Source organism: Mucilaginibacter gracilis, assembly GCF_003633615.1.
GTDB classification, from domain to species: Bacteria; Bacteroidota; Bacteroidia; order Sphingobacteriales; family Sphingobacteriaceae; genus Mucilaginibacter; species Mucilaginibacter gracilis.
This window is the reverse complement of the sequence record NZ_RBKU01000001.1, coordinates 1357150-1375607: the sequence shown is the minus strand read 5'-3', so window position 1 is coordinate 1375607 and position 18458 is coordinate 1357150. Positions and strand designations below refer to the sequence as shown.

General features: G+C 43.9%; 16 protein-coding genes. 11 read left to right on the top strand and 5 right to left on the bottom strand.

The annotated features are described in order from the left end of the window. On the bottom strand, positions 1-1173 hold the full coding sequence (locus BDD43_RS05780; RefSeq protein ID WP_050982124.1) for a GAF domain-containing protein: 1173 nt from the start codon (positions 1171-1173) through the stop codon (positions 1-3). A 505-nt stretch (positions 1174-1678) separates the two neighbouring features. Here BDD43_RS05780 and BDD43_RS05775 point away from each other — a divergent pair. The 5 genes from BDD43_RS05775 to BDD43_RS05755 are packed head-to-tail and all read left to right on the top strand — an operon-like array spanning position 1679 to position 6136. Next, positions 1679-2818, top strand: a complete 1140-nt coding sequence (locus BDD43_RS05775; RefSeq protein ID WP_008507934.1) for an ATP-binding protein — start codon at positions 1679-1681, stop codon at positions 2816-2818. Positions 2819-2855: 37 nt separating this feature from the next. Further along, positions 2856-3518, top strand: a complete 663-nt coding sequence (locus BDD43_RS05770) for a hypothetical protein (protein WP_008507932.1) — start codon at positions 2856-2858, stop codon at positions 3516-3518. A 15-nt stretch (positions 3519-3533) separates the two neighbouring features. Continuing rightward, positions 3534-4988, top strand: a complete 1455-nt coding sequence (locus BDD43_RS05765) for a type IV secretory system conjugative DNA transfer family protein (protein ID WP_121196783.1) — start codon at positions 3534-3536, stop codon at positions 4986-4988. Next, positions 4879-5685, top strand: a complete 807-nt coding sequence (locus tag BDD43_RS05760; protein WP_121196782.1) for a TraM recognition domain-containing protein — start codon at positions 4879-4881, stop codon at positions 5683-5685. Before BDD43_RS05765 ends, BDD43_RS05760 begins: the two co-directional genes overlap by 110 nt. Positions 5686-5695: 10 nt before the next feature. Next, positions 5696-6136, top strand: a complete 441-nt coding sequence (locus tag BDD43_RS05755) for a hypothetical protein (RefSeq protein WP_121196781.1) — start codon at positions 5696-5698, stop codon at positions 6134-6136. Positions 6137-6625: 489 nt separating this feature from the next. Here the strand turns inward: BDD43_RS05755 and BDD43_RS05750 are convergent, their stop codons facing one another. Beyond that, positions 6626-7366 carry an SDR family NAD(P)-dependent oxidoreductase gene (locus BDD43_RS05750; RefSeq protein WP_008507927.1) on the bottom strand — a complete coding sequence of 247 codons (741 nt, stop codon included), beginning with the start codon at positions 7364-7366 and terminating at the stop codon, positions 6626-6628. A gap of 27 nt (positions 7367-7393) precedes the next feature. Further along, positions 7394-8431 carry a LacI family DNA-binding transcriptional regulator gene (locus tag BDD43_RS05745; protein ID WP_008507925.1) on the bottom strand — a complete coding sequence of 346 codons (1038 nt, stop codon included), beginning with the start codon at positions 8429-8431 and terminating at the stop codon, positions 7394-7396. Between the two features lie 443 nt (positions 8432-8874). On the opposite strand from BDD43_RS05745, the gene BDD43_RS05740 reads away from it, so the two are divergent. From BDD43_RS05740 to BDD43_RS05725, 6 genes are read left to right on the top strand one after another with little or no spacing between them, the layout of a single operon-like run. Continuing rightward, positions 8875-10371, top strand: a complete 1497-nt coding sequence (locus tag BDD43_RS05740; RefSeq protein ID WP_121196780.1) for a GH39 family glycosyl hydrolase — start codon at positions 8875-8877, stop codon at positions 10369-10371. A 17-nt stretch (positions 10372-10388) separates the two neighbouring features. Then, positions 10389-10955, top strand: a complete 567-nt coding sequence (gene uxuA / locus BDD43_RS30975; protein WP_316928936.1) for a mannonate dehydratase — start codon at positions 10389-10391, stop codon at positions 10953-10955. After that, positions 10948-11373, top strand: coding sequence for a mannonate dehydratase (locus BDD43_RS30970; protein WP_316928935.1), 426 nt, complete (start codon positions 10948-10950; stop codon positions 11371-11373). The genes uxuA and BDD43_RS30970 overlap by 8 nt, the downstream gene beginning before the upstream one ends. Next, the gene (locus BDD43_RS30965) at positions 11373-11582 is read left to right on the top strand and encodes a mannonate dehydratase (protein ID WP_316928934.1); all 210 of its coding nucleotides are present in this window, start codon (positions 11373-11375) and stop codon (positions 11580-11582) included. Before BDD43_RS30970 ends, BDD43_RS30965 begins: the two co-directional genes overlap by 1 nt. Before the next feature lie 26 nt (positions 11583-11608). After that, complete coding sequence (locus BDD43_RS05730; RefSeq protein ID WP_008507923.1) at positions 11609-12694, top strand: endo-1,4-beta-xylanase; 1086 nt, start codon at positions 11609-11611, stop codon at positions 12692-12694. A gap of 14 nt (positions 12695-12708) precedes the next feature. Continuing rightward, a complete protein-coding gene (locus BDD43_RS05725; protein ID WP_008507922.1) occupies positions 12709-15549 on the top strand; it encodes a glycosyl hydrolase 115 family protein in 2841 nt (946 codons plus the stop codon). Positions 15550-15681: 132 nt separating this feature from the next. Here BDD43_RS05725 and BDD43_RS05720 read toward each other — a convergent pair whose 3' ends face one another. Continuing rightward, a complete protein-coding gene (locus tag BDD43_RS05720; RefSeq protein WP_008507920.1) occupies positions 15682-16485 on the bottom strand; it encodes a polysaccharide deacetylase family protein in 804 nt (267 codons plus the stop codon). Between the two features lie 30 nt (positions 16486-16515). Next, a complete protein-coding gene (locus BDD43_RS05715) occupies positions 16516-18450 on the bottom strand; it encodes a sialate O-acetylesterase (RefSeq protein WP_008507918.1) in 1935 nt (644 codons plus the stop codon). Positions 18451-18458 lie beyond the last annotated feature (8 nt).

Here is an 18458-nt window from a genome sequence, read left to right as displayed (position 1 = left end):
TCAGGCCGAAACTTTTGAGGTGTGTGGCCCAGCGACATCAACCACTTGCTTGATCACCAGGTCCAGCTCATTGACGGCTTTTTCCATTAATATTAAACATTCACGGTCGGGCTGATAATTATCGGCCCTGATCAATTCGAACAGGCCAAGGATCGAGGCGACGGGTCTTCGGTATTGGTGTGACTGAATATAGGCGATGTTCGATAGCGCTTTGTTCTGAGCTGAGATCTCAGGCAACTGCATCTTTCGATCATTAATATTGGTGGCATTGTAAGCGATGCTGGTAACTTGACCAGCCTCATTTGTTACCGGGTCCAGGGAAACTTCCCACCACTTGGAAACACCTGCATCATTTTTGATCAATACTTCCTGCTTGATGTGCTCCCCGCCAACAGCCTTTTTAAAATATAAACTAAACAGAACCCTGAATGTCTTGCTCAGGTAATTCCTGATATTTTTGCCGACCTGCAAGCGCAGATCGTGTGTATCTTTGATAAAGGTTGCTGCTGCGATATTAAAATCGAGTATCCTGAAGTTAGGGCTGATCAGCGTATGGCAGAGCGGTGAGCGTTCAAAAAAAGCTCTGAGTTTCCGTTCTAACGAAGCTTTCTTTGTTCCCCAGTTGGCCAAATGATTGATGCGTTTGTCCGCCAGGATAACTGCAAGCTCCAGTTCCATGATATGCATGACCTGGGTCGCAAGGATACCTAATATCTGTTGCCGGCTTTTGGTAAATATGTGAGGGATCTGGTCGTACACACAAAGAGAGCCTATATGGTAACCGGCATTGCTGATCAAGGGGGCGCCCGCATAAAATCGAATATCCGGATAACTTACCACGGCAGGGTTGTTCATAAAGCGATCATCAACTAATGTATCTGGAACGACGAGTACCTCTTTACTGTCCAGTAGATATTTGCAGAAGGACGTTTCGCGGCTACCTTCGTCAACATCCAGGCCGATGTTTGATTTAATGAACTGGGTGTCCTTACCCATAAGGGAGATCGTTACCATCGGTACGTTTGCTGTTTCTGCAGCCAGTTTTAAAACATCATTGATCTTTTGACTTTGACTAAAATTGAGTGCGCTAAAGAGTTTGACTATTTTAGCCTTTTGGATTCTGATAAATTCATGATACGGATCGGGAAATATGTGTAAATAAGGCAATTGCACTATAAGTCATACAACAATAGAGCCGCGATCGCAAAATCGGCATTCCTGCCTTTAAAGCGGGTTTAGACTATCTTGAAGCGGGATAAACGCCTTCTATTCAGGTCGTATTGTTTTAATTCATTGACATATTAGCTTAATAGCATACACGGGGCTTTTTATTGGACGGAGAAGCGGGGCGCCTTCAATCGTAAAAGTCCTCATTATTGAAACGGAAGCAGACGTTCATCTCATGCTAACGAGAAAGATAGCTGGGAAACTGATCCTGTTGGCGGCGTATATTTATTTGCTGCTAACGGAATAAAAAAATAGAAACGCCCTCCTGTCCCAAAACACAGGAGAGCGTTATAAAGGCCTCTGGCCTTTGCTGGTGCTAATTTAAAGACTCCTATCGGGATTCGGGTCATTTCATCAAAATATCTTCGTGGTACTTGTTAATCCGAAACCAATATGTTAATTTTGGATTGAAATCCAAATTCACTATGTAATTTAAGGATTGAAATCCAAAATGATTATACGCAGTTTACAAAGTACGATAGAAGAAAGGCTTTTTAAGGGGAAGGCCATTTTGTTATTCGGACCTCGGCAATCGGGTAAGTCAACTTTGGTTGAGGAGATCCTAAGAGACAAGGATCATTTATATTTAAATGGCGATGATGCCGATGTCAGGGATATTTTGACGAATACCACAGCGACAAAACTCAGGGCCGTGGTTGGTCAGAAAAAAATAGTATTCATCGATGAGGCGCAGCGTATCCCTAACATTGGGCTTACCCTGAAATTATTTACCGATCAGATCAAAGATGTTCAGGTCATTGCTACGGGTTCATCCGCGTTTGAGTTGTCAAGCCAGGTCAATGAGCCTTTAACGGGGAGGAAGTATGAATATATGCTTTACCCATTGAGTTTTGAAGAACTGGTCGGGGCGAACGGGCTTGTCCAGGAGAAACGCATGATCGAGCAGCGCATGATCTTCGGGTATTATCCGGAGATCGTGACCAAGGTCGGGGAAGAGAAAGAGCTGTTGAAGTTATTGGCAGGGAGTTATTTGTATAAGGACTTATTGATGCTGGAGCAGGTTAAAAAACCCTTGTTGCTGGAGAAACTTTTGAAGGCGCTCGCCTTGCAGGTAGGAAGTGAGGTGAGTTTTCATGAATTGGGCCAGACGATCGGGAGCGATAGTAAAACCATCGATAAATACATCGACCTGTTGGAAAAGACCTTTGTGGTTTTCAGGTTACCTGCATTCAGCCGCAATGTCAGGAACGAGATCAAAAAGGGAAAGAAGATCTATTTCTATGATTGCGGGATCCGGAACGCCATTATCAATAATTTTAAACCATTAGGTTCAAGGACGGATACGGGTGCGTTATGGGAGAACTATGTGATCTCGGAACGAATGAAATACCTGAAATACCACGATATCGATGTCGTTTCTTTTTTCTGGAGAACCAACCAGCAGCAGGAGATCGATCTGATCGAGGAAGATGGGGAACAGTTGGCCGCTTATGAATTTAAATGGTCGTCTAAAGGAACCGTTCGCTTTCCGCAAACATTTACAGATAATTATCCGGGGTCTAAGACTTTGGTCATATCACCCGATAATATCGAAGACTTCTTATTAAAGCACAGATGTTTTTACGTTTAAATTTAACGACCAGCATGCTGAAAGCGGGTTTCGGGAAGTGACCGGCAGGGCGAGTTTATATCGCAAAGAAGATAACCTGCATGTCAAGATCACGGAAAAAAGGGAGGAGCTTTTTGTCGCACCGGCCATACTGGATCAGCTGACCGATAAGGAAAAGGACCGCTTGCTCAATGACAAGATCTCCAGCGAATACCGCTGGGTCTATAAAGACAAGCTGGAGACCGAAGGTGGTAAGTCGATTGACAAGGTTTACATCTTCCCGGATAACCAGACCAATACCCTGGTGTTCGTGGATGCGAACAAGATCAAGCTGGGGAAGATCCGTGGTAATGAGCTTTCTGAAAAACAGCAAACCGCGCTGATGAACGGCGCCACTCTTGATCTGATCCTGACAGCGACCAACAGCGACAAAAAGTATAAAGGCGAGGTCAGGCTCGATCCTTCTGCGATGGTCAAAGACATGGATAGCAGTTTCGTACAGATCAAAGTGGCTGAACGGAAACAAAAGGAGGAGGTGACCCAGGAACCGGCGGAGCAAAAGGAAAATGTAGTATCTGCTACAACAAAAAAATCCGACGGCGAAAGCTTTACCGAGATCTCTACGGATAGTCATTCCGAAAAAACAGAAAAGGCCAAAAAAGAAACGAAAAATGATGCGGTTACGGAAGAGGATGCTCCACGTACACGCAGGGGCAGGTAGGAGATAGGCTATCGTATGAACGATAATAAGAAACCTGATTTTCTGATCCTGATGGTACTTGCTATTTCACTGGTTTTGATCGCCGGGGAAGCCATATTGTTTAATTACCATCTTCTTAACCATTACAGCCCGGGGGATGGAACCATCTCCCGGATGCTGATTTTTATCTTTTCCAAACCAAAGTTCTGGATGAAAGGGGGCCTTTATTTCAGGGGCCTTTTTTTAGCGGTATGTGGTGCGATGGCCTACGTGGTTACCGTTACCGGTATCCCCGATAAAAAAAGCTATGCACCGTATATCATGGCCTGCATTTCCATGGCTTATATCTTACTGGTCAGAAATGTTTACGAAATAGCCTCCCGTCCTTTGCACCTGATCCTGATCGATGTAGCTTACCTGGCTGCTGTTTTTATATTCCCGTTCGCCTTACTTGATATCAAACGGCAGCTTGGAGAGATCGAAGGATACGAGTTCAACCAAAATAAAAAGCTGGTAGAAACCGCCACGTCGGTCAACTGGAAGACCGTTCATGGTTATGTCAACGTTTTGAACCCCTTCAGGGGGATCAGTATTGTGGGAGGTCCGGGCGCCGGGAAAAGCTATACCCTGATCGAGCCCATCATCGAGCAGCTTTTGCTCAAAAATTTTACAGCTTTCGTTTATGATTTCAAATTTTCTACCCTGGGGGACTTCACCTACAATGTGTTATTACGCAAAGCCAGGGAACAGGGGATCAAAACCGTGCCCAAAATGTTTTATATCAATTTCCTTGACGTCCGCTACTCACACCGGTGTAACCCGATTCGTGCCCAAAATCTGAACAATAAAGCTTTGAGCGATGAAGTATCTACGACCGTACTATTCAACCTTAACCGCAGCTGGATACAGAAAAGAGGTTTTTTTGAAGACAGCGCCATTATCACCTTCGCCGCGATGATCTGGTGGCTGAAAAAGTACCAGGACCTTACCGGTAAAAATGTATGCAGCCTGCCTCATGCGGTGGTTTTCGCGACCCAGTTAACGGAACGGATCGTACCCATCCTCATGGACGACTATGAAGTTAAAGCCGCCGCCGCCCCTATCAATGAAGCTTTGCAAAAGGGGGCAATGGAGCAGTTAGCAGGGGTGATGGCCACACTGCAAAATTCAGTCGGTAAATTGAATATCAAAGAGATGTTCTGGGTCATGACGGAAAGCGACTTTGATCTGGATATCAACAACCCGGCGGATCCGAAGGTGGTGGTCGTGGGGAATGATGATCAGTACAAACAGGTTTTCGCACCGGCGCTTTCCTTATATGCCTCTATGATTTCCGGTAAGATCAATCAGAAGGGTAAATTGCCCTGCCTCTTCTGCGTAGATGAGGTGCCGACGATCTTTATTCCCAAACTGGATAACCTGCCGAATACGGGCAGAAGCAATAAGATCGCCACGGTGCTGGCCATGCAGGATTATGGCCAAGTTAGATAGGGATTATGGCAAAGATGAAGCACGCGTCTTAAAAGCGGGCTTAGGGACAGTCTTTGTAGGGGAGGTTGCAGATGAAAACACAGCCAAGTACGCTTCTGCCATTTTTGGTAGACGGCACATGAAAAAAGTTTCATCGACCTATAGCCGTAATGATACCTCGCAATCCATATCTGCGCAAATGGAAGACTTGATGCCGACCAATAGGATAATGAACCTGAACCAGGGCGAATTTGTCGGGAAGGTTACCGAAACCGGGAATAAAAGCGCAACACTCGCTACCAAAGATGAAAAGCCCGATGAAAAGATCTTCGCGACCAAATTCATAGTTGATAAAGATCCGGGATACTGCCACAAGTTACCGAAGGTTACGGTATTTGATGATTCAAGTGAAGAGAATGACCTGCTGGCGATGAAAGAGAAATTGAACAGCCATATGCTGAAAGTAACCCGTGAAATGGAGGAGATCGTTGAAACAGAATACTGGCTGGCCATGCTCAAAAAGGAGATCAAGACCAGGCAGCCTGCTCTTTTCATCCGGATGGAAATGCTCCGGAATTTCAGGGCTAAATTGCTTCCCCAGGTTGAGGTCATCCAACAGGCTTTTCAGCTTAAGCTGGTTGAGCTGAATAATGAAAAAAAGGCAAAGGAAGAGGCCCTAGCAGCATTCCAGATCGACCCTGAATCCCTAACGTCTTGAAAGCTCAACTATGGATAACGAATTATTACAGCGGCTTCAAAGTCACCTCCTGGAATATTTTCCTCATTTGACCCGCGTCTGGGAAAGAGACAGCTGGGACGATTTTATAACTACCAACTCAGCAGTGTTATCTGAAATTGTCGATTTGATGAATGACAGCGGTTCTTGTTACCTTGGAAATGAAGAGCGGATCAACGCTATTCTGTTTGATCGCAAAGCTTTTTCTCCCTTTATACAGGTTAAGTCAGTTATTGAGCATCAATTTCCGCGTTTCCACCAAAAGTTAACCGAGCAGGACCCCGTAGTGCGGCTAAATATTTTAATCGATCTGACAATATTCTGTAGTCAATCCCGTTTTACTATTGAGAATTTAAGCGAGGGTACGGACCTTGAGAATTTTAGAACCGACTTAGCTCTAACCATTGCCAGTTACTTGCACCAATTCCTTTGAAACCTAATGTGATAATTTAGGCGGTGCTTTAATCCGTAAGGTAAAGCAACCATCATCTCTTCTAAAAAGCACCACCATTAAGCTTCAGCTTCAAATTTTTTAGGGTGAGCAGGAAAATTTGTCATTTGTTAAATAGCAGGTAAACTTATCAAGCTTAGTTTTTGTTTAAATTCGTTGCGGTTCTAAATTGAAAAATTTAAATAGGCGAGTTGTCTGACTTTGTAAATTCAAAAGGTGCGATTTAAGATCACGACATGGATTTCGTTCTTTCCATTTTCCAAATAAGTCAAGTAAATAAAGGACAAATGATCTTGAAAAGCAGGCGAATCTACCATCAATATTTTTGTATAAACTCCGTACAATTTGTTTTTTTGACGAGTTTAATAAGAAAATAAGGCATATATAGCTTCTTAGCATGAAATTTTTACCTCGATTTTCAGTCTCAACTCACAGACCGATCCGGTTTAACCGGAGCTATTAATTCAGATTTTAAAACCCTATTGAATTACCGCCGTCAACGGGCAGTATTACGCCGGTAATGTACTTGGCTCCATCAGATGATAGAAAGTATACCGCTTCGGCAATATCGAAAGGTTCACCTAATTTACCCATCGGCGTGCGCGACATCACTTTTTGTTTGCGCTCGGGATCGCTATCCAATGCTTTAGACGACATATTGGTTTTGATAAAGCCAGGAGCCACGCAGTTTACCCGGATACCTTTTGGAGATAATTCAACAGCCATGGCTTTCGTCATGCCTTCAATTCCGGTCTTGGCGGCAGTATAGGCAATCACATACGGGATGCCATAATGTGCAGCCATTGAACTTATATTGATAATACAGCCCCCGCCTTTAGCCAGCATGCATTTGGTAACTTCACGGCTAATGGTAAAAACCGAGTTCAGATTAGTTTGAACAACGCGTTGAAACTCGTCGTCTGAAACCTCTGTGAAATCCTTTTTAAGGTTAATGCCGGCATTATTGACCAGGATATCAATCTGCGAATACTCGTTTTCAATTTCGGCGATCAACGCGGGAATGCCTGCCTGATTATCCATATTCATAACCTTATAGGTACATAGCGAACCTAATTCAGCGGCCATGATTTTTAGATTTTCTTCGGTTCTGCCTATCATAATAGTTTTTATACCGCTCGCGATAAACCTTTTTGTAATGGCCAAGCCCAAGCCAGATGCACCGCCCGTTACTATTGCAATTTTAGATGTCATGGTTCAATATTGTTATTATAATCGTTATTAAAACCTGCCTGTTTTAAGGGAAGATTCCCTGATGATCAGTTCGTGCCTTAGTACCAGGCTATGCGTCAATTGTATATCGTAATTGTTAGTTAAATGGTTGATGAGCAAATTAGCCGCAACTTCGCCCATTTCGTAACCCCGGTAATCAATCGTAGTTAAATTAGGGTCAATAATACGACAGGATGGATCGTTATTAAAACCTGCAACGGCAATGTCCTGCGGTACTTTAAGCCCTGCATTTTTGAGGGCCATAATGCAGTTGATGGCGCATACATCATTCGCCGAAAAAATGCCATCGGGCAATATTGGTAATTGCAATATTTGTTTAGCCGCTTCGGTACCAGAGTCCGCGCTCAGATTGTTGATGATGAGCATATCATCGGAAAAGCCAATTCCGTAATTGCTCAAGGCAGACTTGTAACCTCTAAAGCGTTCTTGGTAGACATTTTGGACCCCTGTTGCAGTAATATGTATTATTTTTTTACAGCCCTGTTTTATTAAGTGTTCGGTTATATCGTAACCGGCTTGAAAATTGTTGATATGGATGTTGGGACAGCTTTTATGTTCGTAAATGCGATCAAAAAATATAACAGGAATATCGCGTTTGATGAAATTTTCGAAATGATCGATATTGGTGGTGTCGTAAGCCAGTGAAACCAGTAAGCCATCAACTCTATTGTTAAACATGGTTTGGATGTTGTTGTTTTCCTTTTTCATAGTTTCAAGAGATTGGCTGATGATGAGATTGAAGTTGCTATTATTAGCCACCTTCTCGATACCGGCAATCACATCCGACATGAAGCTACTGTTCAGCCTAGGCACAATAACTCCGATTGTGTTGCTGCGCTTAGTGCGCAGATTGGCAGCAAAAGCATTAGAGCTGTAACCCATTTCGCGCGCAGTATCTACAATTTTCTTTTTTGTGCTTTTATTAACACCTGGAAAATCATTAAGGCTCCTGCTTACAGTAGCTGCCGAAACATTTAACTTTTTGGCTATGTCATAAATAGTAACTACACTTTTGCTATTTTTCACCTGCTAATTTCTGTACTTAATCGATTTCAAATATCAGGTAAAATTTCTGAATTGTGATTGACTGATTTAATAATTATAGAAATGATCGATTTGACAATTGCCATTAATTGATTATTTGGAGCCATTTCTGTTTGGTGCGAGGTTTTGCTTGCCTTGATGAATAATCTTTAAATTTATTGTAATCGATTGCAATTACCAATTATTGTTTTTAATTTCACACCCGTGAACGGATGACGATTTTTAGCATAATTTCCTTGTATATTATCTAAATTAGGTTAACAGCTTAAAATTATGAATAAAATTTAATTTATTATTCGTGATACTATCCTGCGAAAAAACAATTTGTATTCCTATAACAGCGAAAGATTAGATTACAGATGCGATATATATTAAGTGTGGTGTTGTTTACAATTCTTATAACGGTCAAGGCCTAGCCCCGGTTAATATATGTAGACATCGCGAAAACTAAAGGTGTGTTAAATCACAGCTATCGCCAATGTGTTGGAGCCGGACGGGCTACTGAAGGCTTGCGTGCTGATTGGCAAAGGCAGTTAAAGTATATTAAAGAAGAATGTGGTTTTGAATACATCCGTTTTCATGGTTTATTAGGCGATGATATGGGCGTTTATACCGAAGATAAACAGGGCAGTGCTATATACAATTGGCAGTATATCGATGAGCTATTTGATTATTTATTGAGTATCAGGATGAAGCCATTTGTTGAACTAGGCTTTATGCCAGCCGGTTTAGCAAGTGGCAAACAGACCGTTTTTTGGTGGAAGGGGAATATAACTCCACCTAAAGATTACTATAAATGGGATGGACTGATAAAAAAATTGATTGAACATTGGACAGAGCGGTACGGACATACCGAAGTAGCAAGCTGGTATTTTGAGGTGTGGAATGAGCCTAACTTAAAAAATTTATTCTTTAGTGGCGATCAGCCGGATTATTTCAAGCTTTATCAGCGAACAGCAACAGCTATAAAAGCTATATCAAATGATTACCGTGTTGGCGGCCCCGCTACCGCAGGTAATGCCTGGATAATAGAGATGATTAATTTTTGCGCGGATAGCAAAACTCCAATAGATTTTATAAGTACACATGATTATGGTGTTAAGCAAGGCTTTTTAGATCAAAGCGGAGATATTGGTGTAATCGTGAGCCAAAACAAAGCGGCTGTTTATGGAAGCATGATCAATACTAAGAAACTAATCCAGGCTTCGGTCATGCCAAATCTGGAGCTGCATTATACGGAGTGGAGTTCGTCGTACACTCCAACCGACCCAATACATGATACTTATTACCAGGCCGCTTATATTCTGGACAAAATTAAGCACGCTTCGAAGTATGTTAATTCCATGTCTTACTGGACGTTCACGGATATTTTTGAAGAGCTTGGCCCGCGAAGTACACCTTTTCACGGCGGTTTCGGTTTACTCAATTATCAGAATATTAAGAAACCGGCATTTTATGCCTATCAGTTTTTAAACAAGCTAGGCAACATTGAATTAAAAAGCAAAGATACAAGCGCTATTGCCTGTAAAAGTGCGAACGGTGATGTGCAGATTTTAATGTGGGATTTTACCATCACCCATCCGGGTGATTCAGTTAACGACCAAATTTACTATAAGCGAGATAACCCATCAAAAGGTATTGAACCGGTTAAAATAAATGTTTCGCACCTTGCCCGCGGTCAATATCAGTTAGATGTATATAAGGTGGGTTATCGCATTAACGATGCTTATAGTACCTATTTTGATATGCAGTTGCCAAGCCAGTTAAGCAAAGGGCAGGTGGCGGCTATTAATCAAAAAAATAGTGGTGCGCCAATTATCACCTCGAAAATTAATGTAGCAATAACCGGTTCATTTAAGGCGGAGTTGCCTATGCGGGAAAATGATGTTTATCTTGTTACCTTACAGCGATTAAAAAATTAAGATCTAAATAACTAACTATGTTCAGCAATTTAGAACAAACCTTTCGCTGGTTCGGTCCTAACGATCCAGTCTTATCGGCGGACATCCGGCAAACGGGCGCGACGGGTATTGTAACGGCTCTGCATCATATACCTGCAGGTGAGGTGTGGGGCATAGAAGAGATCGATCTGCGCAAGCGAACTATCGCCAAAGCGGGCTTAAGCTGGTCGGTAGTGGAGAGCTTAAATATCCACGAAAGCAAAAAAACTGCGAGTATTGAACGCGATGAATATCTGGCAAAATACATTAACAGCTTAAAAAATTTGGGTAAAGCCGGTTTGAAAACCGTTTGCTATAATTTTATGCCCGTGCTGGATTGGTCACGCACCAACCTTGATTACAGGTTGACAAATAATGCTTCGGCGCTGCGTTATCATGCCCCGGCGGTTGCCGCTTTTGATCTTTATATTTTAAAGCGTGAAGGTGCCGAAAACGATTTTACAACACAGCAAAAGCATGAGGCCAGGGCTTTTTTGGAAAGCATTACTGCTGACGAAAAAACTATCTCACCAATACTATTATGGCCGGTTACCATGTATGGATGAAGTATTTACTATCGCCGAATTTAAGGAACATTTGGCGCGTTACGCCGAAACCAATGCCGCTAAGCTGAAACAGAACTTGGCTGATTTTTTACAGGCTATTGTACCTGAAGCAGAGAAGGCAGGTATTAAAATGTGTATTCATCCTGATGATCCGCCTTTCCCTATTTTGGGTTTGCCCCGTGTAGTATCGACTGAGCAGGACCTTAGCGATCTGCTTAATTATTGCCCTTCACCATCAAACGGGATAACATTATGCACCGGATCGTTAGGTGCCCGTGCGGATAATGATTTGCCTGGTATTGTGAGCCGGCTAGGGGAGAACATCCACTTTATTCACCTGCGCAATGTACAGCGTGAGCCCGATGGCGGTTTTTACGAAGCTGACCATTTAGGTGAAGCACAGATATATATAACGTAATGAAGAACATTGTTGTAGAACAAAAGAAACGGTTTGATGTCGCCAGGGATGATGTAGCGATACCGATGCGCCCGGACCATGGCCACAAAATATTGGATGATTTTAATTACGATACTTATCCCGGGTATTCGGCCATTGGCCGTTTGAAAGGCCTTGCCGAAATGCGAGGTTTAGAAATGGGTATTAAGTACACGCTTTATCAAGAATAAACTGTCTGATTTAAAAATCTTCTTATATGTATAACAAAAACCTGAAGCTGTTTTTAATTGCAGCACTTATTGTGACATCTGCGAAAGCGCAAAAAAACACCCCCACTGTAAAGGGGTTAAAAGATTATTATAAAAACTATTTCCCTATCGGGGGAGCGGTAGCAGTAAATACGCTAAATGGCGCTAATGTCAACCTTGTCATCTCACAATTTAACAGCCTTACGCCTGAGAACGCCATGAAAATGGGGCCGATCCATCCTCAGGAGAACAGGTATAACTGGCGCGATGCAGATTCGATCGTCAACTTTGCACAGGCGCATAGCCTGCGGGTTCGCGGCCATAATTTATGCTGGCACGAGCAAACACCTTACTGGTTGTTTAAAGATTCGGTAGGTGGCCGGGTTACTAAGGCTGTTTTATTAAAGCGCTTACACGATCATATCAATACCGTTGTGAACCGCTACAAAGGAAAGATCTATGCCTGGGACGTAGTGAACGAAGCCATTGACGACGACAGCACCAAATTTTTGCGTAACTCGTTATGGTACCAGATATGCGGCGACGATTTTATTATCAAAGCTTTTGAATATGCCCACGAAGCCGACCCCAAAGCGCAGTTGTTTTATAATGATTATAATACCGAGCGCCCGCAAAAGCGCGACCGGGTTTATAAATTGCTCAAAATGCTTGTTGACAGGGGAGTGCCCGTTAATGGCGTAGGCATACAGGCTCATTGGTCGGTTTACGAACCATCGGCTCAGGATCTGCGTGCCACTATCGAAAAATTTTCGTCCTTAGGATTAAAGGTTCAGGTTACCGAACTGGATGTGTCGATATACCCCTGGGAGAAAAATCCGCGGCAGCTAAAGCCAGGCGAATCGGATAAGCTTACGCCGGAGCTAGAGCAAAAGCAACTGGAAAAATATACCGAGGTGTTTAAAATATTCCGCGAGTACAAAAAGGTGATCACCGGCGTTACTTTTTGGAACGTATGCGATCAGTATACCTGGCTTGACGAATATCCTGTAAAAGGCAGAAAGAATTATCCACTATTATTCGATCAAAACCAGCAACCTAAAAAAGCTTACTGGAGCGTTGTAGATTTTAAATAGAATAAAGCTAACCTATGAAGACATATATCGTTCGTGTTTTATTGATAGTGGTGGTATCAACCATCAGCCGGTTTACAGCCAATGCTGGCGACGAACCCAAATACGTATCTGCACAAAGTACGCCAGGTAGTTTTGCCCTATCCGTTGCGGGTAAACCTGCAGCCATCTATGGCGGCAACGACGATTATCCGGGAGTGATAAGAGCGATGAAAGACCTGCAAACAGATATTACTTCAGTTACAGGGAATAGACCTCAACTGTTTACCAATAACGAAATGCCCGAAAAACAAGTTGTGTTGATAGGCACTATTGGTAAAAGCACATTGATCGACGGATTGATTAAATCGCATAAGCTGGATGTTTCCGGAATCGCAGGTAAATGGGAAAACTTTATCCTGCAAACCGTAAAAAAACCTATGCCCGGTGTGAGCACTGCGCTGGTAATTGCCGGGAGCGATAAACGCGGAACGATATATGGCATTTACGATCTTTCGGCACAAATCGGCGTATCGCCCTGGTACTGGTGGGCCGATGTGCCGGTTAAAAAACAGGCTAACCTATATGTGCTGCCCGGCAGGCATACACAAGGCACCCCGGCTGTAAAATACCGCGGTATATTTATTAACGATGAGGCGCCTGCCTTTTCGGGATGGACGAAAGAGAAATTTGGCGGGGTTAACCATTTGGCTTACGAAAAAGTATTTGAGCTGATCCTTCGCCTGAAAGGCAACTACCTGTGGCCGGCAATGTGGAACAATGCTTTTAACGATGATGATAAATCGAACCCGGTTTTGGCCGATGAATATGGTATTGTGATGGGCACATCGCACCATGAGCCTATGGACAGGGCACAGCAGGAATGGAAACGTTATGGCAACGGGATATGGGATTATGAAAAAAATGCCGATGTACTGAAAGCCTTCTGGAAAAAAGGCATCGAAAACATGGGCAGCAAAGAAACCCTGGTTACCGTAGGCATGCGCGGCGATGGCGATATGGCCATGACCGAAGGCAGCAACGTGGCTTTGCTGGAGAAAATAGTAAAAGATCAACGCCAAATTATAGCCGACGTTACGGGCAAGGACGCATCAAAAACGCCGCAAATGTGGGCGCTATATAAAGAAGTGCAGGATTATTACGATAAAGGCTTGCGCGTACCTGATGATGTTACTTTGTTATTGTGCGATGATAATTGGGGTAATAACCGCAAACTGCCTAAACTGGGAGAACCTAAACGGGCAGGCGGTTACGGTATTTATTATCACTTTGATTACGTGGGCGATCCGCGAAATTACAAGTGGTTAAACACCAATCCAATATCAAAAACATGGGAGCAAATGCACCTGGCTTATGAGTATGGTGCCAACCAGGTTTGGATAGTGAACGTGGGTGACATCAAACCAATGGAATTCCCGATATCGTTCTTTTTGGATTATGCCTGGAACCCGAGTAAGATCCCCGCAAACGGTTTACAAAAATATACCGAAGAATGGGCAGCGCAACAATTTGCTAAAACGCATGCAGTACAAATTGCCAATATCCTATCAAAATATACCAAATACAACGGTAGGCGCAAACCCGAGCTGCTGAATGAGAATACCTATAGCATAACAAATTACCGGGAGTTTGAAACCGTAGCAGCCGACTATAATAACCTGGCAACCGAAGCTGAGCAGCTTTGGAAAAAACTACCGTCGGAATATAAAGACGCTTACTTTGAATTGGTATTACATCCAGTAAAGGCATGCGCCAACTTAAATCAGCTGTATTTTACGGTTGCCAAAAACAAGCTATATGCTCAACAGGGCAGGGCAGCGACCAACGAAACGGCTAACGAAGTAAAAGCTTTGTACGCCAAAGATGCCGAGATATCCGATTACTATAATCATACTCTGGCTAATGGTAAATGGGATCATATGATGGATCAAACACATATTGGTTATACTTACTGGCAGCAGCCGCTGGTTAACAAAATGCCCGAGGTTAAACAAATCGATCTGCCCGAAGCTGCTGATATGGGCGTAGCGGTTGAAGGATCGGATGAGGCTGGTAGTAATACTTTGCCTGCATTTAATTCGATAGATAAAGGCAACCGTTACATCGAGATATTTAACAAAGGCAAAGCCGCATTTACGTACACTATTCAAGCCGAACCGTTTATCAATATCACCAATGTGGCCGATAAAGTCGGCCAGCAAAAACGCCTAATGGTGAGCGTCGATTGGCAGAAAGCGCCAAAGGGTAATCACGAATATCCCATCGCCATTAAAGGACCAAGCGGCAAAGAGGTTGCGGTTAAGGTTTGGATAAATAACCAGCCTGCAAACATTAAAGGTTTTGCGGAGACCAACGGATATGTTTCAATAGAGGCTGTGCATTATACCAAAGCGGTAAATGCCGAGGGTATCAAATGGGGTATTTTGCCCGATCACGGCCGTACTTTATCGGCTGTAACAACATTCCCGGTTGTTATAGCTGTACAAACATTAAGTGGCGCGACGCCCCATCTGGAATATCAGGTTAACCTGAGCAAGAGCGGTGAATTTAAACTGATGACCTATGTATCACCCTCGCTCGATTTTAATAACCTGGGCGGCTTAAAGTTTGCCGTTTCGATTGACGGTGAAGAGCCACAGGTGATGAACCTGCAAGGCGATAATTCACAAAAGGCCTGGGGTAAACACGTAAGCGATAACGTTAACATTTTAACGTCGACACATACCGTTGCAAAACCTGGCGTACATACCATTAAATATTGGATGATCAGTCTTGGCGTGGTATTGCAGAAATTGGTGCTTGATTGCGGCGGATTAAAACCAAGCTATTTAGGCCCGCCGGAAAGCGCGAGGTTGTAGAAGGCTGACGGATGAGAAATAAAGCGTTAGCGATTGCAGCGGATACCGTCCCGTGACTAAGGCCTGTAGGCGTATGAGCGGAAAGCGCGGCCCGCAGGGAAACGCCCAAGCTATTGACAAATAATTAAAGAGTTACTTTCCCTGCTCTGCGTTGATGTCCTTAGCCACATCAATCATGGGCGCTACCCAGATGTCGCTTTCGTGAGCTTTAAGGTAACGTAGTAGTTTAGTGTGTTCGCTACGATCTTCGTTAATACTATGGCCACCGCCAATGCCATGAAAAAGAAATACCAGTAGCGTATGTGTTTCCTGCGCTTTTTTGACCAGGTTGATCATATAATCTGCCGGCTGGTTTTGGATCATGTACGAATCAATATTATCCAGGTCTACCTGTGCCGCGGTTTGTAAGCCGCCGGTTACACCGCGCGCTCCAGCAAAATCTTTTCGCAGGGCAGTATAGAAATCTACACCGCCAATTTTTAAATCCCCGCAAGGGTAGGCAAACGTGCGATCGGTCTTTCCATCAATAGCTTTTAATAAAATGTTGTTGGCTCGTATCTCGTCAACCGCGCGGCCAATGGTATACTTACTCAGATCGTGATCGGGCGATACCCAGCTGCGGCCCGGCTGGCTACCATCGCAGGGATGAAACAAGGCATGATTACCTAACTCATGACCATTTTTAGCTGCTGCCCGCCACTGATCAAGCCGGTTGTTCACTGTAGGCGATGAACCGATGATATAAAAAGTACCCTTCAGCTTTACCGAATCGAGCGCAGGGATAACATTGTCCAGATCGATATCCACGGCATCATCGTAAGTTAACACCACCGCGCATTGCTTGTTGTTCCAAACCTTAATGCCTTGTTGTGGTATTGCCGATATATTGGTGAGCATCAAAGCTGAAGCCAACAGGCCAATGGATATCTTTTTCATAAACGGGTAATTTAGGTTTTGCTAAGATATTTATTTACCGTCGGTTCTGAACGGCGACGCCGGTAAATCTTCCTTGTTGTATAAATTGGCACCATCCGGGTTATCGGCCCAGGCGTAGCGCACGTACATTGGATTTGTTACATCCGGGTTGGATACGATGACCTTGTCGCCATCAATAACCGCTTTTGCCCAAACAAACTTTTTATCCGCACCGGCAATAGCAAACTGATTGAGTTCGCCACCGCCTTTGGCTATTAAACCGCCGCCGATGTTGCTAAAAGTGATGGTGATCTTACCGCCTTCTACTTTTGCCGATTGATAAATTGGCCCGGATGCTACGATGTTATTGTCGCCATAGGCCAGCTTCTCTGCTGCAAGCGCCAGGCGTTCGCCTATTGGTTTTTTACTTAGGGGGTGTATATCGTTCCATTCGCCGGCGTCGATGGCAACAGCCATGCCCGTATTGGGCACCGATAGCGAATTTAATTCTGCTTCGCGTAACTCGGCCCACTGGCTTTCGGATGGTAAGTATTGTACTTCCATAAAGTTGGGTAACTGCGCATATAAAAAAGGTAATGTACCCTCGTTCCATTTGGCGCGCCAGTCGGCAATTAACGCCGGCAGTAATTGATTGTATTCAGCAGCCCTGCCGGTATTCGCCTCGCCCTGGTACCAAACAAAACCTTTTATGGTATAATTAATGGCCGGTGCCACCATGGTATTGTATAAACCTGTCGGTTCGTTTTGTGCCGAAAATCCGCCACCAAAAGGGATATCACCCGGCGCATAGGCTTGACCAACTTTATATTGACAATCGCCCCGGAGGTCAATTTTTTGATCGTCTACTATAAGGTTATACGGCTTATCAGGCACAAAGCCACCTTTCCCGATGGTATTGGTTATGCGTACCACAATAATATTTTTACCGGCTTTTAAAAGGTTTGCCGGGATCGTATAACGACGAGGGGGGTACTGGTAAGTGGTATTGCCAACCAATACGCCATTCACATAAACCTGATCGGCATCAACAATACGGCCCATCAACAATTTAGCCGGTTGGCCCGTCATACCTGCTGGTACCTCTATTTCTTTACGGAACCACACCACGCCATTTAAACCTTTAATGCCCTGGTCTGCCCAGTAGCCCGGCAACCAGAAGTGGTGCCAGTCTTTCGGTACATAATTAACGTCGAACCATTTTATATCGCCGTTAAGGCCTTTATCTAATTGTTTAAATGGTTTTGGTGTAGGACGCATCGGTTTCATTATCTTGTTAAGATAAGCTGTATCCTGAAACTGCTCCAACCGCTTTGCATATTGTGGGATTTGTTTAATACCTTCGGCGCTTATCCATGCCTGTATAGGTGTGCCGCCTACACTCGAGTTGATAATACCAATCGGCACATGATATTTGAGGTATAGGTGTTTAGCAAAAAACCAGCTTACTGCACCAAAATCGCCCACGTTTTTGGGACTAGCTTCCATCCATTTGCCGGGAGGGAGATCGTTGTGGATCTTGGAAACATCAGACGCTGTCGGGATGAGAAAATTACGGATCTGCGGGTAATTTGCCGAGGCAATCTCGTCAGGATATTTTTCTTTAACACGCTCCACCTTGACCACCATGTTCGATTGACCTGAGCAAAACCAGACATCGCCAACTAAAATATTATGGAGAGTAACGCGGTTGCTTCCGCTGATATCCATAGTATACGGGCCTCCGGTTTTCATCGCCGGTAAGGCATAGATCCATTTACCGTCGACCCCTGTAGTGGTTTTGTAGGTTTTGCCATTAAAGGCGATGCTTACCTTTTCGGCAGGCGCTGCCCAGCCCCAAATGTTTACTTTGCTATCGCGTTGCAGCACCATACCATCGCTAACCAGGTAAGGCAGGCGTATTTGCGCGTTTATAGTGGTAAATAAAAGCAGTAAAATGCCTGTCAGCAGCGTGGTTAGTGATCTCATACTAAAGC